Raw genomic sequence first — 24,107 nt, 5'->3', positions numbered from 1 at the left:
GGATTTTCACGGAGATCCTCTGGAATGCCCCCATGCTTCGAATTCTGCTTGTGGAGGACGAACCCGCGATTGCGGACACGCTCATCTATGCCCTGGAAACCGAGTGCTTCGAAGTGAGGCACGTGCTCACGGGTGGGGATGCGCTGGCTGCCTTTGCGGAGAAGCCGTTCGATCTGGCCATCCTCGACATCGGCCTGCCGGACATGAGCGGGCTGGATGTCTGCGGGCATCTGCGCGCGGGCAGCCAGGTTCCGGTGCTGTTCCTCACCGCCCGCAGTTCGGAAGTGGATCGTGTGATGGGCCTGGAACTGGGCGGGGACGACTACGTGACCAAGCCGTTCTCCCCGAGGGAGATCGTGGCGCGGGTGCGGGCCATCCTCCGGCGTTCCCGGCCGCAGCCGGTGGCGGAGACCGCCGCCGTCCCGGAGCAATCCGCCACCCTCCATCATGACCACCACGCCATGCGCATCCGCTGCCATGGCCAGCCGCTGGATCTGACAGCCCATGAATACAAGCTCATGCTCGTGCTGCTGGAACGTCCCGGCCGCGTCTATACGCGGGACCAGTTGCTGGACAAGGCATGGTCGGACCCCGGGGCCGTCACGGACCGCACCATCGACGCCCACGTGAAATCCATCCGCTCCAAGCTGCGCTCCGTGCGCGAGGGGGCGGAGGACTACATCCAGACCCGCCGCGGGCTGGGCTATCTGCTGTCCCTCGACTGATCCCGCCCTACCGTGCGTTTCACCCGCGTCACCCTCTTTTTCATCGCCTTCATCATCACGCTGGGGTTCTACCAGCTTACGCGGCATTTCCTCGCGGATGTGGAGCCGCAGACTTTCCAGGCCACGGAGGAGGTCCTGGTGGACATCGCCCACCTGCTGGCGGAATCCGTGGAGAAGGATGTGGCCCGCGGCGAGCTGCGGGCGGATGACTTGCGGGAGACCTTTTCGGAAGCCCACAAGCGGAGGTTCAGGGCGGAGATCTTCGAGCACGTGAAGTCGCGCATCGGCATCAACGTTTATCTCACGGACCGGGAGGGCATCGTCATTTTCGATTCGGATGGCGGAAAGCGCGAGGGGCAGGACTTTTCCTGGAAGCGTGACGTCGCGCTGACCATGGCGGGCGGCTATGGCGCGCGCAGCAGCCGGGATGAGGATGGGGACTCCACCTCCTCCATCCTCTACGTGGCGGCACCGGTGGGGGATCCGGAAACCCCCTACGGTGTGCTCACCGTGTTCAAGCCCCAGGCGGATGTCCTTCCTCTCGTCAAGGAGCGGCGGCGCATCATCTACACCGCCTGCGGACTCATCGGAGGTGGCGTCCTTTTCCTCATCGGTGCGGTTTTCCTCTGGCTGTTCCATCCCATCGGGAAAATCACCGACTATGCGAAAGCGGTCGAACGGGGCGAACGGCCGATGAAGCCGAAGATCGGCATCGGCCGGGAGGTCAACACGCTGGCCAGGGCGCTTGATTCCATGCGCGACGCGCTGGAAGGCAGGCAATACGCGGAGCGCTACATCCAGACGCTTACCCATGAGATGAAAAGCCCCCTCGCCGCCATCCGCGGTGCGGCGGAACTGCTGGATGAGGAGATGCCGCTGGAAACCCGGAAGCGCTTCCTCAACAACATCATCGAGGAAACCGCACGCAGCGAGCGCCTGATCAACCGCCTGCTCGAGCTGTCCGCCATCGAAAGCCGGACCAGTCTCGAAAAGCCGGAGGATCTGGACTTCGCCACCATCCTCCACGCAGCCATCGACCAGGCGAGGGCTCATGCGGAGATCGCCCGCGTCTCCCTCGAAACCACCGTGCCGGACCAGCCGGTGAGAATCCGCGGGGATGCGTTCATCCTCCGTGCGGCGATCCTGAACCTGCTGGAGAACGCCATCGACTTCTCACCGAAGGGTGGGTCGATCCGCATCGACCTGCAGGCGGCGGAGGGATTGGTCACCCTTTCCATCCGGGACCACGGTCCGGGCATCCCGGACTACGCGCGGGAGAGGATCTTCGACCGATTTTATTCGCTCCGGCACCACACCGTCGGCAGGAAGGGGACGGGGCTGGGACTCACCTTGGTGAAGGAGGCGGCGGAACTCCACGGCGGGACCATCCGGCTGGAAGCGCCTGAGGACGGGGGCACATTGGCGATCCTCACGCTCGCTTCCATCTGAGGTGTCGGAAGGGTATTCCAAACCGCGCATTTATCCAAGTTCTGGCTTGGCTTGGGACGGGCGGGGTGAAACACTCGGACATCTCATTAAATATTATGTTAAAGGAATTCCGGGAATTTGCTCTGAAAGGAAACTTGGTCGATATGGCGGTTGCTTTCGTGATGGGTGCCGCGTTCACCAAGTTCTCGACCGCATTCATTGAAGACCTGTTCATGCCTCTTCTGGGGGCGGTCACGCCAGGTGGCATGGATTTTTCGAACATGTTCATCGCCCTCTCCGACAAGGTGACGGCTACCTCCCTCGTTGAGGCCAAAAAGCAGGGCGCGGTCTTCGCCTACGGCAACTTCCTGACCGTCGGCCTGAACTTCCTGATCGTGGCATTCGCGATGTTCCTGGTGGTGAAAGGCATCAACAAAGCGAAATCCTTCGCCGAGAAACCGAAGCCGGATGAGGCTCCTCCCGAGCCTTCGAAAGAGGAAAAGCTCCTCACCGAGATCCGCGACCTGCTGAAGGCGAAGGTCTGATCCCCCGGTGGACGGCGGCCCATTTTGGCAGACTCCGCACTGGCGCATCCCCGCGCTTCGTGCTGTTTTTCCCGCGTGTCCGCCGTCACGAACATCGCCGCCTACCGCTTCGCCCCCCTGTCCGGCCTCAAGGAGTTGAGGGAACGGCTCATCGCCGATTGCAAGGCGTGGGGGCTGAAGGGGACCATCCTGCTCAGCACGGAGGGGATCAACCTTTTCGTCGCCGGGGCGGGCGATTCCATCGAGCGCCTGATGGGATTGCTGCGGACCGTACCCGGCCTGGAGACCCTGGAGCCGAAGGTCAGCGAAAGCGACACGCAGCCGTTCAACCGGATGCTGGTCCGCATCAAGAAGGAGATCATTTCCTTCGGTTTCGAGAGCATCCGCCCTGCGGAATACACCTCGCGCAAGATCGCCGCGAAGGAGTTGAAGCAGTGGCTGGACGAAGGAAAGCCGGTGACCCTGCTGGACACCCGGAACGACTATGAGGTGAAGCTGGGGACGTTCCGCAACGCCATCATCCCCCACATCGACACGTTCCGCCAATTCCCGGATGCGGTGAGGAAACTGCCGGAGGAGCTGAAGGGCCAGCCGGTCGTCATGTTCTGCACTGGCGGCATCCGCTGTGAAAAGGCCGGCCCTTTCATGGAGATGGAGGGTTACAATGACATCTACCAGCTCGACGGTGGCATCCTGAAGTATTTTGAGGAAGTCGGAGGAGACCACTACGACGGAGAGTGCTTCGTCTTCGACCAGCGTGTGGGGGTGGACCCTGCCCTGAAGGAAACGGACACCGCCGTGTGCTACGCCTGCCAGGCCCCGCTGGATGCCGCGGAGCAGGAGGATCCCCGCCATGTGCCGGGCGTGAGCTGCCCGCATTGCTTCACCAGCGAGCCGGAAAAAATGGCCCGCCGCATCGGGGAGAAAGAGGCGGAGCTGAAAAAATTCTCATCACCGCTGCCCGGCTCCATCGCCATGGAAAACCGCCGCCCGGTGAATGTGCCGGCCGCCCATGACCGCCGTGAACTGATCGATGTTCTGGTGGATCTCTTCCCACAGATCGACCGCGGGGAATGGGAACGGAGATGCGATGAAGGCCGGTTCGTGAGCTACGGCGGTGCCGTGCGCGGCCGCAACCACATCGTCCGGGCGGGAGAGCGCATCCTCCAGATCTTCCCCGGGGAGGTGGAGCCGGATGTTTCGACGGACATCCGCATCGTGCATGAGGATGAAGCCATCATCGTCATCCACAAACCCGCCCCGCTGCCGATGCACGCCAGCGGGCGCTTCCACCGCAACACGCTGCAGTATCTCCTCAATCAGGTATACGGACCGAAGTATCCCCGTCCGGTCCACCGTCTGGACGCGAACACCAGCGGCTTGGTGGTCTTCGCCCGCACCCGGCATTTCTGTAGGTTGCTCCAGCGTCAGTTCATCGACGGGACGGTGGACAAGCGTTACCTCGTCCGGGTCGATGGATCACCGGCGGAGGATGCCTTCTTCTCCGAAGCCCCCATCTCCCAGGAGTCCGGCGCGATGGGAACGCGCGGGGTCGATCAGGAGGACGGCCTGCACGCCCGCACGGACTTCACGGTGCTCGACCGTTCCGCGGATGGTACCACCCTGCTCGAAGCGAAGCTCGGCACCGGCCGGACGAACCAGATCCGCATCCATCTATGGGAAATGGGCCACCCGGTGACGGGGGATCAGGCCTACCTCAAGGGTGGCCGCATCGGCACGGTCCAGACCTTGGATCCGGAGATCGAGCCGCTTTGCCTCCACGCATGGAAGCTCGCGTTCGATCATCCCATCACCGGGGAGCGGATGGCCTTTGAAACCGCTCCGCCATCCTGGGTGGTCTGATCATTTCACGACGTCGATCGCCGACAGTTTTTCGGCGGAGTTCCGCTCGCTGACGGTCAGCTTGAGGAGACCGTTGGGCGACTGGGCGGTGACCTCCGTGCGGGTGCTGTCATGGAAGCTGACGGTCCAGTTGGTGAAGTTGTCCACACTTCCTCCCGTCTGGCGGAATGAGGTGGCGAAGCCGGTCACATATTCGCTGCGGAACTGCGCTTTCTCCGCTTCGGTGGGGATCGCGTTGTATTTGGCCGCCACATTCTCGCCCGGGGCGGTGAAAGTCGGCCAGTCGATCATGTTCTGGGCGGCCGTGTCACCCTTCGCGAGTGCCACGAAGGCGGAGCGGGCGAAAGAAACATCGCCGGCGGCGGCGGTTTTCGTTTTGTCGCAACTGGAGACAGAGAGAGCCGCGACGAAGGGCAGGGAAAGCAGGAGGTACTTCATGCCAGGAGTCTCGCATTCCGCGTGCCTCACGCAGTTTCGGGGCTTTGCACGGTTTCCCCGCAGATGCTCATCTGCGTTTTGCGATTGGATCGTGCTATTTGCGTGACGCTTGTCCGCGGGTAATGGAGTTCGGCCGTGTATCAGTCCAGCGCGCGCCATGTGGACCTTGCCTCGCTCATCGCCTCCTGCATGAGGTTCAAGGTCCCATGCTTCCCGCACCACTCCTCAATATAATTCCAGTCCAGTCCCGTCCCTTGGACCTGCATCACCGCGACGGTGTCTGAGAAATCTTTCGGACGCTTCGCCGAGGCTGCCCAGCGCAGTTTTTGCACGATCACATCCTCCGGCGTCGGCAGATAGACACACTCCCCAGGAAAAATTTCCTCTTTCCTGCGCCGTGAGAACCTCGAGCGATCGTGTGGATCATCGCTCAACCGGAACAGTTCGATCTCGAAAATGCTGCCGGCCACCCTGAGGATCTCCCGCCGGGTGGAGGTCACCATTTCAAAGCTCATCTGATCATCCAGGTCGATTCCGTCTGGCAGGATTCCCGGTAGTTCCACCCATCTTTCAGGCGGCAGATGGACAACCACATCCGCATCCTTTGTTGATCTCGGGATTCCGAAAAAATTCGACGAATACGAACCTACCACCATGTAGGGGAAATCGGCCGCGGTGAACGCCCTCACCAGAGCCAGCAGAGCATCGTTCCCTTTCATCCGGCTCTCCGTTCCGAAAGACGCAGCAACCTTCTCAACTCGGTCACTCTTTCTTCCCTTGTCATCTCGGGATGCCGTGAGGCTATGCCAGCCAGCGACCATTCGCTTGCCTCTTCAAAAAGGTCCGCGCCGGCCAGGAACTTCTCGGCTGGTGCCATCGCACGCGCCCGCCGGACCTTCGACAGATCCGAAATCCGCGCTTGGGCTGCAATCATATCGTCCACGATGGATACCCTACCCGCTTGTCCGGGAAACCGCAAGCATCCCCGCCGCTTGACGTTATCCCCTCACACGCACCGGACTACCGATCAAACCGGAAAACCTCCGCGTAGCGGTGCTCTTTCCCCCTCAGGTGGCTGCGGATGATCTCTGCCGCAATCACGCTGTAGGTAATGCCGTTGCCGCCGAAGCCGAGGGCGAACAGGCAGTCCGGATGTTTTTCGTAAGGGCCGATGTAGGCGAGGCCGTCCTCCGTTTCTCCGAACGTGCCCGCCCATTCGAAGGCAGGTTCCAGCCGGATGGCGGGGAACATTTCGCGGAAGCGCGCGGTCAGCTTGTCGGCCTTTGCGGGGAGCACGCGGTCACGGGCCTTCGCGTTGCGGAAGGGGACGTCCTCACCGCCGAAGATCGCGCGCCCGCCCGCCCCGCCGCGCAGATAGAAATACGGGCGGGCGCTTTCCCACAGCAGGCAGCGCCTCCACCACGCGTCCTCGTCCGGGATCGGCTCGGAGGCGATGGCGAAGGAGCTGTTCAGGTTCACGAAACGTCCGGTGTCGAAAAGCTCAGCCGCCTCGTAGCCGGTGGCCACGATGACCTTCCTCGCGCGGACGGTGGTTCCGCGGCAGGTGGTGACGGTGATTCCACCGGCATGGTGTTCGACTTCCGTAGCGGTGGTGCGGTCGAAAATGCGTGCGCCTTTCGCGGCTGCGGCCCGCAGCAGCCCGTGGGTCAGCTTGTAGGCATCCACCTCCGCACCTTGGATGGAGTGCAGTGCCCCCGGCCGGTAGAAGCCGAACTTTTCCGCGACATCGGTCGCATCCCACTCCTCCACCTGGATGCCGATTTTTCTCCGCGCACCGGCTTCCTCGCGCAGGACGGGCCAGTCCTTCTCCCGGGACGCGAGATAGACGCTGTCTTTCCGGAGAAAATCGCAGTCGATGGACAACGTCTGGATGCGGCGCTCCAGGATGTCGATGCTTTCGTGGCAGGCCGTGTAGGCCAGTTCCCCCATCAGGCGGCCATGGCGCTTGATGAGATCCACCAGATGCGTATCGACTTCATACTGGAGGAGGGCGGTGCTGGCGCTGGTGCTGCCGCGGCCGACATCACGCGCGTCCAGCGTGATGACATCGTGGCCGTCACTGGCGAGAGCTTCCGTCACCAGCGCACCGGTGATCCCTGCTCCCAGCACGAGAATCCCGCAGGCCTCATCCTCCAACAGTGGCGGATAGGTGGATAGTATTCCGTTCCTGACCGCCCAGAAGGGGTGTTCCGATGTCAGATTCATGCAGTGGATCCACCATCATCCCGTTGTTAGGGGTTTCAACTGATAGATGGTTCATTGCAGATCGCTCCGCTTTCATTCGGAATGCACGGAGGATTCGCGCGGTCATTTTCCGGAGATCCTTGGAAATCATGGGATGCCCGGGTGGGTATGGAACGCGCTGGACCGGGCGGTCTATGCAAGCAGCGACGATGGAGGAAAATTCCGTGAACGAAGCCCGGCCAGCCGGCCAGCCGGGGATGGGGGCAGTGGTTCTCGGGCAGGGGGTCGATTTCAGGGTGTGGGCGCCGAATGCGGCACAGGTCCATGTCACCGGTGATTTCAACGGCTGGGCGGATCCAGGGGTGCCGCTGGCCAAGGAAGACAACGGAAACTGGAGCGGGCACTGTGCGGATGCCAAGGCGGGGGACAAATACCGCTTCCGCCTTTCCTGGGATGGCGGGGATGCCCTCCGCGTCGATCCCCGTGCGAGGATGATCGATCCCACCACCGGGGACGGGGTGATCTATGAAGACGCCTTCGACTGGGGGGATATCGCCTTTGAAGCTCCGCCGCTCAACGAGGTCGTCCTGTATGAACTCCATGTGGGGACTTTCGGCGGCTCCGGAAAAACCGGGCGGCCCGGCACCTTTGCGGATGTGATCCGCCGCCTGCCGTATCTCCGGGATCTGGGGGTCAACGCGATCGAGCTGCTGCCCCCCACGGAGTTTCCCGGTGAGACTTCATGGGGGTACAACCCGAGCCACCCCTTCGCCGTGGAGATGGACTACGGCGGACCGGACAAGCTGAAGGAACTCATCCGGGAGGCACATGCCCACGGCATCGCGGTGATCCTCGACATCGTCTATAACCACTTCGGTCCGGACCAGCTCGACCTGTGGCAGTTCGACGGTTGGTCCCAGGACGGCATGGGGGGCATCTATTTCTACAATGACTGGCGGGCGGAGACCCCGTGGGGGGAGACGCGGCCCGACTACGGCCGCCATGAGGTGCGGCAGTATCTGCGGGACAATGCGGTGATGTGGGCGCAGGAGTTCCGGGCGGACGGCCTGCGGCTGGATGCCGTCAGCTACATCCGCCGGACGAAAGGAATCGAGAACCACGAATCCGTGGATCTTCCGGAAGGCTGGCAGTTGCTGCAATGGATCAACAAGGATCTGAAACAGGTGTCGCCGCGTGTCTATTCCATCGCGGAGGATCTCGGATGCAACGCCGCGTTGACCACCTGGGTGGAGGAAGGTGGCGCGGGCTTCGACACCCAGTGGGACGCCGCTTTCGTCCATCCGCTGCGTGCGGTGCTGGAGAACCCGGAGGATGATTTCCGGGACGTCGGCGCCATCGCTGCCGCAGTGACTCCGCTGTTGGAAGGGGATGCGTTCCGCCGGGTGATCTATACGGAATCCCATGATGAAGTGGCCAACGGCCGCCAGCGGCTGGTGTCGGAAATCGACGGGGAGAACCCGGCGAGCATCTGGGCGAGGCGCAGGGCCTTGCAGGCGGCGGGTGTGATTCTCACCTCACCCGGCGTGCCGATGATTTTCCAAGGACAGGAAATTCTCGAGGATGGCTGGTTCGATGACCGGTCGATGATGGACTGGGAAAAGCTGCGCGCGTTCGAGGGGATCCACCGCGCCTTCAGGGACCTGATCCGCCTCAGGAGGAACCTTGATGGTTTCTGCCGCGGGCTGACCGGCCAGAACGTGGACGTTTTCCACAGGAATCAGGAGGCGAAGGTCATCGCCTGGCACCGCTGGTATGACGGCGGTCCGGGGGACAGCACCGTGGTCATCATGAACCTGACGGGGGGAACCCACGAGGGGTATGAGCTGTCCCTGCCCGCTGGAGGTGGGTGGAAGGTCCGGTTCAATGCGGACTGGGAAGGTTACAGCGGGGACTTTGACAACACCCTGCTGGAGTGGGTCGAGGGACGGGAGGGTGCGGAAGGACATCCACATCCTCTCGGCGCGCTCACCCTTCCGCCCTATGCCCTGCTGATCCTCAGCCAGGATCAGTAGCCGCCTTCGTCCTCCGGATACTCCCGTTCACAGCGGCTTTTGCAGATGGCATACACGCCGAATGCGATCAGCCCCGCGAGCAGGAGTCCTCCGGCGATGCCGGCGGCTTCCCTTGGTGGCGAGGAACGGAGAGCCCTCAGGCGGGCGGCGGCATAGGCGCCGCCGTTTTCCAGTTGGTGCCGCGCGGTGTCCGCCAGTTGCCGTGCGCCGTCCGGAACGGTGCGGTGGGCGGTGTGGGAGATGAGGGACGCCACATCCTGGCGCAGTTGCGAAAGATCGTCACCCACGCGGGAGAGGAGGTTCAGGGCACGGCGGTCGTTGAATGGGGATTGGGACATGATGGTTTTGGATGATCCAGCCAAGTAACGCCCCGGAAAATGAAACATCAAGGGACTTCCTGAAAACGTGCGGGGCATTGCCTTGTGCAATTTGATGGATCGCCTTCTGCAATTCCTCCGTGCTCCGGCAGGGGTGTGGCGGGATGGCCAACCACCCGATTTTACAGAGATTTCCGCATGGTTTGTTTTGAGGTGGTGGAATGGCACAATTTCCGCTCAACCCCAGCGCGTTATCGAGGGAACGGGGGTTCACACTGTACGCCGGGAGCGGTCAGGCCATCCGTACCCACTGCATGCCGTCCCAATACACCGTTTCCCATGTCCACCTTGGAGCTGCGCTTACAATCCATGGCAGAATCGACGAAATCGAAAAACGCCGGCCGCCTTTTGTCACCGAGGCAGGGACGCAGACGGCCGCGGATCCTTATCGTCACCCCGGAACTGAACAGCAGCAGCTCGCTCTGGCTGCGCGGGGGGAAAGCTCCCAGGGCGAAGGCCGGCGGACTGGCCGACATGTGCACCCTGCTGGTGGATTCCCTGGCGGAGCGCGGAGCGGACGTCCATGTGGCGATGCCCCATTTCCGCAGCCTGTTCCGTGAGGAACCCATGCTTTCCCGGCGGCTGCACCTCTGCCAGGACCGGGAGTTCTACTACCGCCGTTCCGTGTATGAAGGCGGGGCCAGCGACAACCGCAGGGCCGCCCTCGTCTTCCAGCGGGATGTCATCCACCATGTCCTGCCGCAGGTCAGGCCGGACATCGTCCACTGCCATGACTGGATGACCGGATTGGTCCCGGCGGCCGCCCGGAAGATGGGGATGAAAAGCATCTTCACCATCCACAACCTCCATGACGAAAAGGCCACGCTCGCCGAGATCGAGGACCGTGGCATTGACGCGGCCCGTTTCTGGGATGGCCTCCACTACCAGCAGTATCCGGAGTCCTACGTCCAGAGCCGCTCGTGGAACCAGGTCTCCTTCCTGCCCTCCGCCGTCCATGCCGCGGATCATGTGAACACGGTCAGCCGGTCATTCCTCCACGAACTCATGGAGAGCAGGCATGCCGGTACCGGAAGCCTCGATGATGTTCTGCGGGCGAAGCACGCCGTCGGCTCTGCCTCCGGCATCATCAACGCCCCGGATGCCACCTGGAATCCGGAAACGGATCCCGCCTTGGTGGAGCGGTATGGTGCATCCACCCATGTGGGGGCAAAGGCGGCGAACAAGGCCGCGCTCCAGCAGGCCTGCGGGCTGGAGGTGAACCCTTCCGTCCCTTTGCTTTTCTGGCCGTCCCGTCTGGACCCGGTGCAAAAGGGCTGCCAGTTGCTGGCGGAGATCCTCTATCAGGTGACGAGCGACCATGCGGCGAGCGGCCTCCAGATGGTCTTCGTGGCGGATGGGCCTTACAAACGGCACTTTGAGAACATCGCGGATTTCCACGGCCTCCGCCACCGGATCGCCGTCTGCCAGTTTGACGAGTCGCTCTCCCGCCTGGCATTCGGGGCGTCGGACTTCGTGATGATGCCTTCCTCCTACGAACCCTGCGGTCTGGCGCAGATGGTGGGGCTGAAATATGGAAGCCTGCCCATCGTCCACCGGACGGGAGGCCTGCGGGATACCGTGGAGCATGTATCCCCGGACTCCGCTTCCGGAAATGGCTTCGCTTTCGAATACCACGACGCCGGAGGACTCAAGTGGGCCATCGATGAGGCGATGCGGTTTTTCCATCAACCGCACGGACAACGCCACGTGGCCGTCGAACGGATCATGAAGGAGAGCCTGAAGCGCTTCGCTCCTGCTTCCGCTGTGGATTCCTACGTCGGATTGTTCGAAAAGTTGCTGGGACGCCCCCTGCAAGGAGACTCCACCTTCCGCTATGCAGGGAAATGAGAACTCAGCTTCAGGATCGACTCGAGGGGGATCTCCCGTTCGAGGCTGTTGGGAAGCGGGACCGAGGAATTCACTTGATAAGTGTTATTCCGGCCGGTTTTATGTATGTTGAGCAAATTGCTGCGATGAAGAGATCCCACCAGCAACCTGGCGGACCGTTCGCTGATACCCAGCGTGCGTGCGAGGTCAATCATTCTAAGGCAGGGGTTACCTGCCAGCAAAATCAGCACCTGACCATGACGGCTGAGCAAAGACCAAGGTTTTTTCGTGGATGGCATGTGCGGATGATGTATATACATTAGAATCAAGGGAAGTAAAAATCGGGATTTTTTTTGCATTTCTCCGCCTCACAAATGAAAAAACACTCTCTATAAACGCATCGCGTTCTCCCCGAAACACAGGTTTATGAACTCCGAACAGCAAAAGATCACCTCCCTGGAAGAACCCACTTCTCTTTCGGCGCTCAACTCCTACATCGCCGCATTGGAGTACCTCGCACCCGGGGCGATCATTTGTTCCAAGAAGGAGTTCAGCCTGGATGCGGTCCGCTCGACGCTGGACCGCACGAGCGTGTTGGTGCCGGTGCGCAGGGAGCGCGTCTGCATCCTTGTCCGCGTGGATGAGGCGCTGGCCATGGAGTCCGGCCTGCCGCCCGCGTTCTGGAGGAAGCCGGTGGTGTTCCGCATGCTGGAGGCCATGCATGACAATCTCTGCGGCAGGGCTCCTATCCAGAAATGGCCGGATGCCGTGAAGTCCGCCTGGACCCTGATCACCCAGCACCCCTGCCAGTCGATGAGTCTGGGGGAGGTAGCGGGTGTGCTGAAACTTTCTCCGGGGTATCTCGGTGAGCGGCTGGAGAAGATCCTGGGCAGTACCTTCCGTTCCCTTCTGAGGGATGAGCGGGTGGCCGTTGCCGCCCACCAGCTCCTCACGACGAACCTGCGTATTTCCGAAATCTCCGACCAGCTCGGCGGCCAGTCATTGTCCCAGTTCAACCGGAATTTCTTCTCGGCCATGGGCATGAGCCCGCGCACCTACCGCAACCGCTACAGCGCCCGCCGCAGGGCCATGGAGCGCCGGAACGACTGACAGCGGTCGTGGCAGCCGGATCGGATGGCAGGGGCCGCATTCCATGCGGTCCGGCCGGGGCGATCTCCATCATCCCAAGATTCTCGTTTTTGGGCATCGTTCCCCAATCCTGCAACGGGGAAAGTTTGCCGGATTCGGTTATCGCAAGGCATCAGCCGCCGTCCCCTGCCTGACCGCATGGAATGCGGTCCCTGCCTCTGACCGCCCATCGTGGAACTCCCGGTGTCAGCGGAATTTCCCGGCCTCCGCGATGATCCTGCCGGTCACCTCGTCCAGCGAGCCGCTGGTGGGGATCACGCGGGTGAAAGGTTCATCCGCCAGGGAGAGGAACACGTTGCGGCAGTATTCGAGATTTTCGCGTTTCTCGAACTCGTTCGCGGTGTCGCCCCGGACGCCGATGCGGGTGAGCGCCTGGTCCACATCCAGATCAAGGATGAGCAGAAGGTCAGGGCGCGGTGCGAAGGCCTCATTCCTTTCGCGGATGGCGGCGGGATCGAACCCTCTGGCACCTTGATAGGCCATGGTCGAAAAATAATACCGGTCGAGGATCACCACTTTCCCGGCGGCGAGGGCGGGCTGGATGAGTTCCTCCACATGCTGGCGGCGGTCGTTGAGGAAATACTCCAGCTCCTCCTCCGGAGCGAGCCGCCCGGTCGCGGCGGACTCGCGGACCTTCGCCCCCCACGGACCATCCGTAGGCTCCCGGCTGAGCACCACCTCCCGGCCCTGGTTGCGGAACCACTCCGCCAGCCGCTTCGCCTGGGTGGATTTGCCGGTGCCGTCGATGCCCTCGATGACGATGAAAAGTCCCGTGGCCATCTCAGAGGTAGCGTGCGGTGAGATGGGCCAGGTAGTCCTCCGGTGAAGGGGCTTTTCCCGTCGCGGCTTCCATGAGGTCGGCGGGATCGAGTGTGGCGCCTTTCGAATGGACCCCGTTGCGGAGCCAGGACAGGAGCGGTGCGTAGTCCGCCTTCGCAAAGGCGGCGGCCACTGTGGGATCCGCCTTGGCCGCGGCCATCAACTGTGCGGAGTTGAGGTTCCCGAGGGAGTAGGTGGCGAAGTAGCCGAGGCCGCCCATGGACCAGTGGATGTCCTGGAGGCAACCGTGGCGGTCGTCCGGAGGAGTGAAGCCGAACAGGCCCTTGAAGGCCTCATTCCACGCTTCAGGCACGTCCTTCACCGCCAGCGATCCGCTGACGAGCCGCCGCTCCAGACCGAAGCGGAGGAGGATGTGCATGTCATAGGTCGCCTCGTCCGCCTCCACCCGGATGGGGGAAAACTCCGCGCGCCGGATGTGGCGGAGGAAAGATTCCAGAGGGAAACCGGCGAGCTGCGGGAAGGCGGCGACGGCCTCCGGGTACCAGATCTGCCAGAATTCATCCGAGCGACCGACGTGGTTCTCCCACAGACGGGACTGGGATTCATGGATGCCGAGGGATACGGAGGAACCGGATGGCAGGCCGAAATCGTCCTCCGGCAGCCCGAGCTCATAAAGGCCGTGGCCGGCTTCATGCAGCACGCCGAAGAGGGAGGACGTGAAGTCGCTTTCGTCATAGCGCGTCGTCAGCCGGACGTCGCGCGGGCCGAGCGTGGTGCAGAACGGATGCGTGGTGGTGTCGATGCGGCCTGCGGTGAAATCAAAGCCGATGGCTTCCGCGATGCGCTGGTTCAGCCTCTGCTGGGCCTCGACCGGATAGGGGCCGCCGGGGAGGGTGACGGCGTGCTGGCGGGAGTTCTCCACGGCGGAGGCGGCGATTTCCTTCAGCGACGGAGCGATGCGGTCGAAGAGCGCGGCCACGGCGGCGGTGCTGGTCGCGCGTTCGTAGCCTTCCAGCAGCGCGTCGTATGGTTCGTGTTCATAACCCCAGCGGTCCGCCTTTTCCCGGGCGATGCCCAGCAGCGTTTCCAGATGCGGGGCGAAGGCGGAAAAGTCGGATTGCTTCCTGGCTTCCGCCCAGGCGTGCATGCCCAGAGAGGTGGCGGCGGACTCCCGTGCGACGAGCTCCACGGGAAGCTTCGTGGCGCGGTCGAACTGGCGGCGCAGTTCCCGCAGGTTGGCGGTGGTCTTCGTGTCAGTGCCCGCGTCTGCTTCTTCGGCGGCTTCCAGATCCTTCTTCCATTCGTCGGAGACGGCCAGTTCATGGGCGCGGGAGGCCAGCCATGCCAGTTGGTTGGCGCGGTGCCCGGCGGCTGCGGCAGGCAGGTAGGTTTCCTGGTCCCATCCCAACGTGTCCCCCGCGGAGCGGATGACGGCGTGCTCCCTCGCTTTCTCGAAGATCGACATGCGGAAAAGGGACATGATCCCGGGGCCGAACGCAAAGCGGGAAATGGGCGGGAAAGAAAAACAGTGGCTGCGGCGGGACGCCGCAGCCACGGTCCCGTTCAGGATATTCTCACTCCGCCGCCTTGATCAGGACGGAATGCTCGACCGGCTGCCGTGCTGCGGCGATGGCGGCGACTTTCTCCGCGCGCACCTTTTCGGTCTTTTCGAAGGTGCCTTCCATGTCGGCTTTGCCCTCGGCTCCGTGGACCAGCTTCTTGATCTGCTCGGTTTCGTAGGTCTGCTTGTCCGTCACCGCTTCCCAGATCTTCCGGAACGGCGCGGACAGCGGATGGACGGCGAAGTCTTTCGCAAGGTTCACGCCGGTGGTGAGTTCCGCGGCGGTGTAGCGCTTGGTGGTTTCACCCCACGTCACATCGTAGGAGGCGGCCTTCGGCTTGTTCAGTTTCAGGGTCAGGCGGTTCAAATCATCGTCGAAGGGGATGAGGGCGCGCGCCGCGGTGATGGAGTCGTCGCTGTTCAGTTCCTTGGGCGCGCAGGAGAATGGCAGCTTGGTGCTGCGGAGGGTGACCTTGCCCTCACCGGAGGAGAGGATCTCGTGGCCGTTCACGGCGATGGCTTTGCCGGAGGCCTCGTCATAGGTGATGGTGCCCAGATCGCCATCCACTCCCAGTCCCTTGAGGAAAGCGTAGGCCATGATCGTGTGGCCGGCCCACAGCGGATGGACGCCATCCTTGCCCGCCACCATGAAGGTGCCGCCGTATTTTTTCTGCGCCACTTGGTTGGCGATGAGCATCGGCTGATAGACGTCGGCGAAGCCCACGTTCTCCGCCTTGGCCACTTCCAGGGCCACGTTGCGGAATTTCGACAGGCTCAGGTTGAGGTCCTTCTTGGTGCCGCTGGCGGTCTTCACCCAGTGCGGGACGGAGTCGATGATGCCTGGTGATCCCACCACAAACCGGGAACCGGCCTTCTTGAACGCCTGGACGATGGTCGTCTGGTTCCTGCGGTATTCGTCCGCGATCTTCTGGTCGAACGGCACATAGCGGAAATCATTCATCCCGTAGCAGCTCGTGGCGATGGTCGGCTTGAAGCGCAGCACGTCATTCTCCATCCGCTTGATGAACCCTTCGGCCCGTTCCCCGCTCCAGCCGTACTGGCGGGTGGTGACCTCCAGCTCCGGCAGGCAGCCGGTGATGTAGGTTTCGATGATCACGGAGTAACGCTTCTGCTCCGTGATCGAGTCACCGATGATGGCGAGGCGGTCGCCTTTCCTGAGCAGCGGTTCCTTTGCCTCCGGTGCCGGGTCGAGCACGTATTCGGAGAGTTCCGGTGGCAGGGTGGGGGCTTCGCGGGCGGTGAGTGGCAGCGCGAAAACGATCGGCAGGATCCAGGAAAGGCGGGTCATCCCCATGAGACGATCCTGTGTGGCACCGCGTTTCAAGAAAATGTGTTCCGGTTGACGGAGGACTTTCTTCTAACCGGATCAAATTCAACCACGGATGGACGCGGATGGACACGGATTCATGAAGAAATTTTAACCGCCGTTCCAGACTATCCACCATGATTCTTCATCTGTGTCCATCCGCGTTCATCCGTGGTTTGATACCTCAAAATCCGGGTTCATTTTTCGTTGGCGGCAGGCCTTCAGCGCCGGTGCGGATGCGGGGTGAGGCGGGCGGAAATCCAGATCGCGGCAAAGGCGATGCCCGCGGAAATTCCGGCCAGCCACAGCGCGCGCGCGTCGTTGCCGATCTGGACGTTCCGATAGATCGCCAGTGGCAGTGTTTCGGTGACCCCGGGAATGAACCCCGCGACCATCACGGTTGCTCCGAATTCCCCCAGTGCCCTGGCAAATGACAGCAGGATCCCGGCGATGATGCCGCGGCGGGCGAGCGGCAGCGTGACCAGGAAGAAGACCTTGATGGGGGATCTCCCGAGATTCGAACCCGCCTCCTCATAGATCCTCGGCACCTCCTCGAAGGCGGTGCGGATGGAGCGGACCAGCAGCGGGAAAACCATGACCGCCAGGGCGATCACCACCGCCTTCGCGGTGAAGACGATCTCGATGCCGAAGTTCCCGTGGAGCCAGGAACCGATCATGCCTTTTTTCCCGAGCAGCTTCAGCAGGATGAGACCGGTGGCCACCGGGGGGACGACCAGCGGCAGGGTGGCGATGGTTTCCACCAGGGATTTGCCGAACCACTCCTTCCGCGCCAGCAACCATGCCAGCCAGGTGGCTGCGGGTAGCGCGGCGACGACCGCCAGCCCGGCGGTGGCCAGCGTGAAGAGGATGATCTGCAAGTCCACCGCGTTCATTTCTCCCCGGCTTGCAGGGTGCGGAAGCCATGTTTTTCGAAGACCGCGAGGGCGGGTTCGGATCTCAGGAAGGAGATGAAGCGGATCGCCTTGCCGGGATCAGCCGAGGATTTCGTGGCGGCCACGGGATAGATGATGGGCAGTGTCTGATCTTCCGGAACCTTGTAGGCGATCCTGACTTCCTTCGAGATCATCGCGTCGGTCTGATAGACCACGCCCGCTTCGGCATTGCCGGAAGCGACCGCGGCGAGCGCGGCCCGCACGTTCTCCGTCGCCACCACTTTGCCGGAGACCGCGTCCCATTGCTTCTGACCTTCCAGCCACTGGCGGGCATACACGCCGGCAGGAACCGCGGCGGGATCACCGAGCGCCAGATGCCGGATGGAAGGCGAGGCGAGGTCGGCGGCCCCGGAGATCTTCAATGGACTGGATGCCGGCGTGATCACCACCAGCGAGTTGCCGAGCAGCTTCGTGACGGAGTTTTCATGCAGCAGATTTTCCTCCCGGAGCTGGTTGAGTGTCGCTTCATCGGCGGAAAGGAAAACGTCGCACGGCGCACCCGCCTTGATCTGGCGGGCGAGGGCATTCGACCCGCCGAAGTTGAGCTGTGGTTTTTCACCGTGCTCCTTTTCGTAGAGCGTGGCGATTTCCGTCATCGCCTCGCTCAGGCTGGCGGCGGCGGAGATTTTCAGCTCCGCGGCCAGCGCCGGGAGCGCGATGAACAGGGCCGCCAGAACGCGGAGGACGGGCAGGCAAGGTTTCATGGCCGGGCTTATTTTGCCGTCGGCCGCCAGTCGGTGGCCTTGATGGACAGGATCTCGAGGTAGCTCTGCTTGTCGCCCGCATTCCGTTTGGCGACTTCCAGCACCGGGGTGAAAATCCGGCCATCGGCGGTGGCTTCCTTCAGTTGCTGGTAGGCGGGGCTGGTCTTCCTGACGAATGCGGTGCGCTGCCGGTCGGGCAGGGGCGGGGCGAGGGTGAACCCGGCGAAGTTCTCGTTTTCCTGGGCGGTCCCGGGCGGTCCCTGGGGAGCGGTGACGATGAGGTGGAAGTCGCCCTTCAGATCGACCGGACCTTCGGTGAAGTGCTTGAACTGGTCGTCGCGGAACTCGACGAAGGACTCCCAATCGACCAGCCAGCCTTTCGAGGTTTCAAGAATCGCGACGGGAATGCCGCCGGGGGTGCCGGGAGCCTCCACCTGGAAGACGAACAGGGTGGAGCCGGTTTCCTCATCCACCTGGGAATGCTTCACGGCGAAGGATTCGAAGGGAGTGGGGCCATCGGGGTTGTCCTTCGAGTAGGCCTCCATCTTCGGACGGATGGTTTCAGGGGACAGTACGTAGGTGCTGCGGCTGGCCCAGTCCGGAGCTTCGAGGAAGGCACGGAGGGTGGTCTCCGCGGCGGTGATGACTTTCGTCGGTTCCTTCGCGGGCGGGGCTTCGGCGGTGGGTGGGGTTGTCGGGGCCGGAGGTTCGGTTGCCGCTTTCCCGGAGGGATCAGCCGGAGGGGCGGGATTCGTCGTGGGCACCTCGTCCGTATGGGGCAGGGGCGGGTTGAGGGACGGGATGGAAGGCGGTGGCGGGATCTTGGGAGCAGGCGTCGCCAGTGGTGCATCGAGTTCGGCCGGACGGAACAGTTCGTCCTTCAGGAAAAACGCAGCTCCCGCCCCAGCCAGCAATAGAATCGCCAGCGCGCCGAAGATGAGGCCCTTACTGCTGCCGCTGCGGGCGGCGGGAACTTGTGAGAGGTCGTCAAAATGGGATGCCCGCGGGCTGGATGAAACCTCCGAAGGCTCCCGGTTCGGGGCGATCAGGCGGTCCGGGAAAGGTTGGTTCTCCGACGATGGCGAAGGATAGTGTTCCGCCTCCGCGAATTGTGGCTGTGGTTCGGGCTGTGGCTGCAGCCGGGGTACCGGCTCCATCGCTGGTGCGGGCTGCGGCGAGGGATCGAACGGCGGTTCGAACTCCGGCTGCAGGCGGGGCACCGGTTCCATTGCCTCATACGGAGGCTGGGGCAGCGGAGCGGCCTGCACGGGTTGTGGATGTGGGTCCGCAAAGGCGGGAACGTAAGGCTCAGGCTCAGGCACCGGTTCCACTGGGATCTGGGGAGCCGGATCCATCACTCCGACGGCCAGATACGCCCCGATGCCCGTGTAGGGATTCGGTGCCACGATGATCTGCTGGCAGGTCGGGCAGGGGCCATCCAGCCCAGCCAGTTCGATCGGGATGCGCAAGGTGCAGGCGCAGGAGGGACATTCGAACTGGATCAGGTCAGGCATGTTGGTCGGACGGTGCAGCCCTTTTGCCAGAAGCTCCGGCAAATGTCCACCTTACGGGGCTTGGAAGTCCGTATGATAGATGATCCCGGGATCAGGCTGCTCCGATGAAATGAAGGCGGAGTGGTGCCGCAATGCCGGATGGATCAGCCGGTGGATGTGCTGTGCGGTGAGTTCCGGGCGGAAATACGCCCTGCCGGAAGGATCGGCGAGATCGACCGCAAAGGATTGGGGTGGTGTCAGTAGGCCTGTGCCGTGGGCTTTCAGGAGGGCTTCCTTGGCATTCCAGATCTCCAACAGGACCACGGCGCGCATGAATTCATCCTCCGGCAGCGCGGCGATCTCCTGCGGATGGCAGAAGCTTTCCTCACAGCCCAGGAGGTCGCGGGCGCGGCTCTCCGGTTCCACGTCGATGCCCACGGAAAAAGGCGCGACGGCGACCAAGGCGAGGTCCCGGCAGTGGGAGAGATTGAAATGCGTGTCCGCGAATGGGGCGGCCAGGCATGGCTTTCCGCCGGGGCCGGTTTCCAGTGGAACCTCCGCAGGTGGCAGGGAAAGGACCTGACCGAGAATCGCACGCAGCCCACTGCGGCAGGCGGTCCAGTGGCGCGCGTCCGTTTCGAAGCGGAAGGCGGCGGCGCGTGCCTTTTCCCCGTCATCGAGGGAGCGGATGTCCGCCCGGATCTCTCCGGGATGGAGGACGTGGATGTGGATCGTCATCCCCTTTTGGCGGATATCCTTGGAGCGAGCTTTTCCGCCAGATGGCGGACGTTCCCGGGGTCGAACAAGGTGAGGTGCTTGCCGGAAACGGGGACGATCTCGAAGCCGCCCAAGGCATGTTCCCGCCAGCCGTAGTCCTCCGGCCACTCGATGTTGTCGCCCTGTTCCTTCGCCCGGAAGAGGCTGATTTTTCCGGCAAAGGGCCGGGGCTGGTAGGCCTGCATCGCCCGCCAGTTCTCCTGCCGCACCTGCACGCGGCGGAGGTCGCCGTGGGCTTCGGCGGGTGTGGAGGCGGCCTCCTCTTCCTCTTTCCTCACCCTCCGGTTGGTGGCGACACCATCCGCGAAGCGTGCGGCCAGCTTCACCACCCGCGGCGCGAGCGGGGTGTCGCTGTTGTTTTTCCAGAACGTGGCGATGCGCCTGGGGATGTTGTTTTCCACATGCGGCGCGGCGGGATTGTGCGTGTCCAGCAGGCCGAGGAAGTCCACCTGGTGCCCTTTCTCCAGCAGCAGGCAGGCCATCTCGTGGGCCACCACACCGCCGAAGGAGTAGCCCGCGAGCCGGAACGGACCCTGCGGATGGGCGGAGAGCAACGTCTGCATGTAGGCGGCGGCGGTTTCCCCGATGCTCATGGGAGTGATGGGGCCGCTGTTGCTCAGCTCCGTTGACTCGATGGCATAGACGGGAAGGTCGGCGGGGAGCAGTGCCGCCAGCTCCCGGTAGAACAACACGCCGCCGTCACCTCCGTGGATGCAGATCAGGGGAGGTTGCGTCCCTTCCGGGGAAAGCGGCACCAGCAGGCCGGTGCCCTGTTTTTCAGGAAGTGGTGCCGGGCGGTCCGGTTCCAGCAGGAGCGCCAGTTCGCCCACCGTCGGATGGCTGATGAGGGCGGAAAGCGGCAGGCTGCGGTCGAACTCCCGGTTGAGGCGGGAAAACATCCGCAGGGCCATGAGCGAGTGGCCGCCCAGCGCGAAGAACTCATCATTGCGGCTGATGTCCGGGATGCCCAGCAGGTCACTCCAGATGCGGGCGAGCCGCTGCTCCGTTTCGCCCGTGGGAGGCGCATGTTCCTTCGCCGGTTGTTTCTCCGCCTGTGGATCAGCGAGCGCGCGGCTGTCGATCTTGCCGTTGGCGGTGATCGGGAAACGGTCGATGATGCCGATGGCGTCCGGGCACATGAAAGCGGGCAGCACACCGGCAAGGTAGGCCCGGAGGACGGCGGGTGTGGGGCTGGCGCCCGGCGCGGGCTGGATCCAGGCGAGGATGCGCTTCGATCCGGAGTCGCTACCCCGCACGGCGACCTTTGCCTGCCGGACATCCGGGTGGGAACCGAGGACGGCTTCGATTTCACCCGGCTCGATGCGGAAGCCGCGGACCTTCACCTGGTGGTCGGTGCGGCCGATGAATTCCAACGTGCCATCCGCCGTCCAGCGGCAGCGGTCGCCGGTCCGGTAGAGCCGCCCGAAGCGTGGATGGGCGATGAACTTTTCCGCGGTCAACGCGGCGTCCCGGTGGTAGCCGATGGCCAGACCGTCTCCGCCCGTGTGGAGTTCACCGGGGATGCCGGGAGGCACCGGCATGCCGGAGGGATCCAGCACGAACACGGTGGTGTTCGACACCGCCCGTCCGATGGGGATGGACACGCGGCTGAGATCCCCGCGCGTGATGGTGTGGCAGGTGGTGAAGGTGGTGTTCTCCGTGGGGCCGTAGCCGTTGATGAGCGTGGTCAGCGGCAGCGCGGCCATCGCCTTCTTCACATGCGGCATGGAAAGCACGTCACCACCGGCGAGGAGGAACTTCAGGCCGGAGAGCGCCTCCGCATGTTCCTCGACCATCAGGTTGAAAAGCCCGGAGGTGAGCCAGAGGACGGTCACGCCATGGTCGCGGACACAGGAGGCGATCTGGTCCAGGCTGGTGCCTTCCCCCGGCAGGACGAGGCTGGCTCCGTTGAGCAGCGGCCCCCAGATCTCCAGCGTGGCCGCGTCGAAGGAAGCGGGCGCGGCATGGAGGAAGACATCGTCTTTCCCGATGGGCAGGAAGTTCGCGTTCTTCACCAGCCGGACGATGGCGCGGTGGGGGACCAGCACTCCCTTCGGCGTCCCGGTGGAACCGGACGTGAACATCAGATAGGCCGCATCCCCGGCCTGCACGCCGGATTCCACTTCATCCACGGCATTGGAAGAGGTTGCCTCCGCGAGCGGGATGCGGGTGACGCCGGAAAGCAAGGCCTCGTCCGAATCGGACAGCAGGAACTTCGCGCCGCATTCGTCGAGCAGGAGCTTGCTGCGCTCCGCGGGGTCGGCGGGATTCAGCGGCACATAGGCTCCACCCGCCATCGCGATGCCCACCAGCGCCGCGATCATGTCTGCGGTGGGCGGCGAAATGACAGCGACCAGATCTCCCGGTGTCATGCCGGATGCCCGGAGTTTCGAGGCGATGGCCCGTGCCCGCCCGTCCAGTTCCCCATACGTCGTTTGCCTGTCGCCATGGATCAGCGCCGTTTTCTCCGGGTGCTCTTTCGCGATGCTCCGGAACAAGCCGCCGACGGTTTCATCCCGTGGGTAAGCTGCAGGCGCGGTGCTCCAGTCGTCCAGGATCCGCGAGGACTCTGTGTCCGTCAGCAGATCCAGCCGGCTGATCCGTTCATCCGGCGTCCGCGCGATCTGTTCGAGGAGGTGGAGGTAGTGTTGCAGCAACCGCTCCATCGTGGAGCGGTCGAACAGGTCGGTGCTGAAATCGCACCCGGCCTGCCATGCCCCGTCCCGCTCCGCCATGAACAGGTGGAGGTCGAAGATGCAGCCGGGGGAGGCGGAGGAAATGTGGGAGATCGTCAGCGGACCGGAGCGCACCGGCTTCGGTGAGAAACGGTCCTGGCTGAAATTGATCTGGAACAGCGGATTGCGGCCCGGGTCCCGTTCCGGCTTGAGCGCGCGGACGATGTTCTCGAAAGGCAGATCCTGGTGCTCGATGGCTTGGACGGCGGTGTCACGCACGCGCCCGAGCAGTTCGTCGAAGGTGGGATCCCCGGAAAGGTCGCTCCGCAGGATCAGCGAGTTGATGAAAACGCCGATCAACGGTTCCAGTTCCCCGCGCGTGCGCCCGCTGACAGGCGTGCCGACGGGGATGTCCGTGGCCCCGGTGTAGCGGTGCAGCAGGAGCTTGAACGCCGCCAACTGGACGTGGAAAAGGGTTGCGCTCCGGCGGCTGGCGATGGCCTGGAGTTTCTCCGTCATCCCGGCGGGTACCGGGACTTTGACGATGGAGCCTTTCCATGACTTGCGCGACGGCCGCGGCCTGTCGGTGGGCAGTTCCGGCTCCGTCATCCCGGCGAGCTTTTCCTGCCACCAGTTGAGCTGCCTGGCGATCCCTGCGGAGGGGAGCGTTTCCTTTTGCCAGACGCTGAAGTCACCGTACTGGATCGGCAGGGGGGGCAGTTCATCCGCGCTGCCGGACACCAACACCTCATAGCCGTGGCGCAGTTCGTTGACGAAGTTGCCGATGGAGAGTCCGTCGAAGATGGCGTGATGGAAGGTGACGTGGAGATGGTGGCGCTCCGGTGCCAGGCGGACGAGTTCCGCACGGAACAACGGGCCTTTCCCGAGGGCGAAGTGGCGGTTGCCCTCCACGCCGCCGAGACGGTCCGCTTCCGCTTCCCGTTCATTCTCCGGAAGCCCGCTGATGTCCCCGTGGGTGAGCTGGAAGGATGAGGTGCTTTCCACCACCTGCAGCAGTTCGCCGTCCTCCTCCTCGAAGTGGGTTCTCAGGATCTCGTGCCGGTCCGCGATGTTGAGGAGCGCCTTTTCGAGCAATGCGCCGTCCAGCGGACCGTCGATGCGGTAGCGCAACGGGACGTTGAAGGCGCTGACGTTCTTGTCCAGCAGCTCCAGATACCAGAATGACTGCTGCGCGACGGAGGCGGGGAACGCCAGGATCTCCTCGGTGGTGGACGGGTCTGTCATGC

At 63.3% G+C, this 24,107-nt stretch carries 20 protein-coding genes; 7 read left to right on the top strand and 13 right to left on the bottom strand.

Going from position 1 to position 24,107, the window contains the following annotated elements; genetic code table 11:
* Positions 1 to 32: 32 nt before the first annotated feature.
* The 4 genes from creB (at position 33) to KF712_12840 (ending at position 4,561) form a co-directional block, all read left to right on the top strand.
* Entirely contained in the window at positions 33 to 725 is a 693-nt protein-coding gene (creB, locus tag KF712_12855) for a two-component system response regulator CreB (protein ID MBX3741879.1), read from the top strand.
* A gap of 12 nt (positions 726 to 737) precedes the next feature.
* Entirely contained in the window at positions 738 to 2,174 is a 1,437-nt protein-coding gene (gene creC / locus KF712_12850; GenBank protein MBX3741878.1) for a two-component system sensor histidine kinase CreC, read from the top strand.
* Positions 2,175 to 2,239: 65 nt separating this feature from the next.
* The gene (mscL, locus tag KF712_12845) at positions 2,240 to 2,698 is read left to right on the top strand and encodes a large conductance mechanosensitive channel protein MscL (protein MBX3741877.1); all 459 of its coding nucleotides are present in this window, start codon (positions 2,240 to 2,242) and stop codon (positions 2,696 to 2,698) included.
* Between the two features lie 75 nt (positions 2,699 to 2,773).
* Positions 2,774 to 4,561: a sulfurtransferase gene (locus tag KF712_12840; GenBank protein MBX3741876.1), complete on the top strand. Its 1,788-nt coding sequence runs from the start codon at positions 2,774 to 2,776 to the stop codon at positions 4,559 to 4,561.
* On the opposite strand, the gene KF712_12835 is transcribed toward KF712_12840, so the two are convergent.
* The 3 genes from KF712_12835 to KF712_12825 form a co-directional block, all read right to left on the bottom strand.
* Positions 4,562 to 4,999, bottom strand: coding sequence for a hypothetical protein (locus KF712_12835; GenBank protein MBX3741875.1), 438 nt, complete (start codon positions 4,997 to 4,999; stop codon positions 4,562 to 4,564).
* A gap of 140 nt (positions 5,000 to 5,139) precedes the next feature.
* A complete protein-coding gene (locus KF712_12830; protein ID MBX3741874.1) occupies positions 5,140 to 5,820 on the bottom strand; it encodes a hypothetical protein in 681 nt (226 codons plus the stop codon).
* Positions 5,821 to 6,019: 199 nt separating this feature from the next.
* On the bottom strand, positions 6,020 to 7,225 hold the full coding sequence (locus KF712_12825; protein ID MBX3741873.1) for an FAD-binding oxidoreductase: 1,206 nt from the start codon (positions 7,223 to 7,225) through the stop codon (positions 6,020 to 6,022).
* A 203-nt stretch (positions 7,226 to 7,428) separates the two neighbouring features.
* Here KF712_12825 and KF712_12820 point away from each other — a divergent pair, with 203 nt between their 5' ends.
* Positions 7,429 to 9,237, top strand: coding sequence for an alpha amylase C-terminal domain-containing protein (locus tag KF712_12820; protein ID MBX3741872.1), 1,809 nt, complete (start codon positions 7,429 to 7,431; stop codon positions 9,235 to 9,237).
* On the opposite strand, the gene KF712_12815 is transcribed toward KF712_12820, so the two are convergent.
* The gene (locus KF712_12815) at positions 9,231 to 9,575 is read right to left on the bottom strand and encodes a hypothetical protein (GenBank protein MBX3741871.1); all 345 of its coding nucleotides are present in this window, start codon (positions 9,573 to 9,575) and stop codon (positions 9,231 to 9,233) included. The genes KF712_12820 and KF712_12815 overlap by 7 nt on opposite strands.
* Positions 9,576 to 9,923: 348 nt before the next feature.
* Between KF712_12815 and KF712_12810 the strand changes: the two genes are divergently transcribed.
* Complete coding sequence (locus KF712_12810; GenBank protein MBX3741870.1) at positions 9,924 to 11,462, top strand: glycogen/starch synthase; 1,539 nt, start codon at positions 9,924 to 9,926, stop codon at positions 11,460 to 11,462.
* Here the strand turns inward: KF712_12810 and KF712_12805 are convergent.
* Complete coding sequence (locus tag KF712_12805; protein ID MBX3741869.1) at positions 11,447 to 11,740, bottom strand: hypothetical protein; 294 nt, start codon at positions 11,738 to 11,740, stop codon at positions 11,447 to 11,449. The genes KF712_12810 and KF712_12805 overlap by 16 nt on opposite strands.
* Before the next feature lie 127 nt (positions 11,741 to 11,867).
* On the opposite strand from KF712_12805, the gene KF712_12800 reads away from it, so the two are divergent.
* The gene (locus tag KF712_12800) at positions 11,868 to 12,551 is read left to right on the top strand and encodes a helix-turn-helix transcriptional regulator (GenBank protein MBX3741868.1); all 684 of its coding nucleotides are present in this window, start codon (positions 11,868 to 11,870) and stop codon (positions 12,549 to 12,551) included.
* 225 nt (positions 12,552 to 12,776) lie between these two features.
* Here the strand turns inward: KF712_12800 and KF712_12795 are convergent, their stop codons facing one another.
* The 8 genes from KF712_12795 to KF712_12760 form a co-directional block, all read right to left on the bottom strand.
* Positions 12,777 to 13,370, bottom strand: coding sequence for a dTMP kinase (locus KF712_12795; GenBank protein MBX3741867.1), 594 nt, complete (start codon positions 13,368 to 13,370; stop codon positions 12,777 to 12,779).
* A 1-nt stretch (position 13,371) separates the two neighbouring features.
* Positions 13,372 to 14,850 carry a carboxypeptidase M32 gene (locus KF712_12790; GenBank protein ID MBX3741866.1) on the bottom strand — a complete coding sequence of 493 codons (1,479 nt, stop codon included), beginning with the start codon at positions 14,848 to 14,850 and terminating at the stop codon, positions 13,372 to 13,374.
* 94 nt (positions 14,851 to 14,944) lie between these two features.
* The gene (locus KF712_12785; protein MBX3741865.1) at positions 14,945 to 16,240 is read right to left on the bottom strand and encodes an SGNH/GDSL hydrolase family protein; all 1,296 of its coding nucleotides are present in this window, start codon (positions 16,238 to 16,240) and stop codon (positions 14,945 to 14,947) included.
* A 239-nt stretch (positions 16,241 to 16,479) separates the two neighbouring features.
* Positions 16,480 to 17,151, bottom strand: a complete 672-nt coding sequence (gene modB, locus KF712_12780) for a molybdate ABC transporter permease subunit (GenBank protein MBX3741864.1) — start codon at positions 17,149 to 17,151, stop codon at positions 16,480 to 16,482.
* Positions 17,148 to 17,915 carry a molybdate ABC transporter substrate-binding protein gene (modA, locus tag KF712_12775; protein MBX3741863.1) on the bottom strand — a complete coding sequence of 256 codons (768 nt, stop codon included), beginning with the start codon at positions 17,913 to 17,915 and terminating at the stop codon, positions 17,148 to 17,150. The genes modB and modA overlap by 4 nt, the downstream gene beginning before the upstream one ends.
* Before the next feature lie 8 nt (positions 17,916 to 17,923).
* Positions 17,924 to 19,429: a hypothetical protein gene (locus KF712_12770; GenBank protein MBX3741862.1), complete on the bottom strand. Its 1,506-nt coding sequence runs from the start codon at positions 19,427 to 19,429 to the stop codon at positions 17,924 to 17,926.
* A gap of 51 nt (positions 19,430 to 19,480) precedes the next feature.
* Positions 19,481 to 20,146 (bottom strand): 4'-phosphopantetheinyl transferase superfamily protein, encoded by a 666-nt coding sequence (locus KF712_12765; protein MBX3741861.1) that lies wholly within the window; start codon positions 20,144 to 20,146, stop codon positions 19,481 to 19,483.
* On the bottom strand, positions 20,143 to 24,105 hold the full coding sequence (locus KF712_12760; protein MBX3741860.1) for an amino acid adenylation domain-containing protein: 3,963 nt from the start codon (positions 24,103 to 24,105) through the stop codon (positions 20,143 to 20,145). The genes KF712_12765 and KF712_12760 overlap by 4 nt, the downstream gene beginning before the upstream one ends.
* Positions 24,106 to 24,107: the final 2 nt, after the last annotated feature.

The sequence above is a fragment of the Akkermansiaceae bacterium genome (assembly GCA_019634595.1).
Classification (GTDB): domain Bacteria; phylum Verrucomicrobiota; class Verrucomicrobiia; order Verrucomicrobiales; family Akkermansiaceae; genus Luteolibacter.
Note: the sequence above shows the minus strand (reverse complement) of the source record. Positions and strands in the feature narration are given on the sequence as shown.

What these genes read in the sequence shown, in the direction of transcription:
- KF712_12830 (MBX3741874.1), bottom strand. Translation starts at nt 5,820, where the DNA reads ATGGTCGCTGGCTGGCATAGCCTCACGGCATCCCGAGATGACAAGGGA.
- KF712_12795 (MBX3741867.1), bottom strand. Translation starts at nt 13,370, where the DNA reads ATGGCCACGGGACTTTTCATCGTCATCGAGGGCATCGACGGCACCGGC.
- KF712_12785 (MBX3741865.1), bottom strand. Translation starts at nt 16,240, where the DNA reads ATGACCCGCCTTTCCTGGATCCTGCCGATCGTTTTCGCGCTGCCACTC.
- modB (MBX3741864.1), bottom strand. Translation starts at nt 17,151, where the DNA reads ATGAACGCGGTGGACTTGCAGATCATCCTCTTCACGCTGGCCACCGCC.
- KF712_12760 (MBX3741860.1), bottom strand. Translation starts at nt 24,105, where the DNA reads ATGACAGACCCGTCCACCACCGAGGAGATCCTGGCGTTCCCCGCCTCC.
- KF712_12805 (MBX3741869.1), bottom strand. Translation starts at nt 11,740, where the DNA reads ATGCCATCCACGAAAAAACCTTGGTCTTTGCTCAGCCGTCATGGTCAG.
- KF712_12770 (MBX3741862.1), bottom strand. Translation starts at nt 19,429, where the DNA reads ATGCCTGACCTGATCCAGTTCGAATGTCCCTCCTGCGCCTGCACCTTG.
- KF712_12835 (MBX3741875.1), bottom strand. Translation starts at nt 4,999, where the DNA reads ATGAAGTACCTCCTGCTTTCCCTGCCCTTCGTCGCGGCTCTCTCTGTC.
- creB (MBX3741879.1), top strand. Translation starts at nt 33, where the DNA reads ATGCTTCGAATTCTGCTTGTGGAGGACGAACCCGCGATTGCGGACACG.
- KF712_12800 (MBX3741868.1), top strand. Translation starts at nt 11,868, where the DNA reads ATGAACTCCGAACAGCAAAAGATCACCTCCCTGGAAGAACCCACTTCT.
- KF712_12765 (MBX3741861.1), bottom strand. Translation starts at nt 20,146, where the DNA reads ATGACGATCCACATCCACGTCCTCCATCCCGGAGAGATCCGGGCGGAC.
- KF712_12825 (MBX3741873.1), bottom strand. Translation starts at nt 7,225, where the DNA reads ATGAATCTGACATCGGAACACCCCTTCTGGGCGGTCAGGAACGGAATA.
- modA (MBX3741863.1), bottom strand. Translation starts at nt 17,915, where the DNA reads ATGAAACCTTGCCTGCCCGTCCTCCGCGTTCTGGCGGCCCTGTTCATC.
- KF712_12790 (MBX3741866.1), bottom strand. Translation starts at nt 14,850, where the DNA reads ATGTCCCTTTTCCGCATGTCGATCTTCGAGAAAGCGAGGGAGCACGCC.
- KF712_12815 (MBX3741871.1), bottom strand. Translation starts at nt 9,575, where the DNA reads ATGTCCCAATCCCCATTCAACGACCGCCGTGCCCTGAACCTCCTCTCC.
- KF712_12810 (MBX3741870.1), top strand. Translation starts at nt 9,924, where the DNA reads ATGGCAGAATCGACGAAATCGAAAAACGCCGGCCGCCTTTTGTCACCG.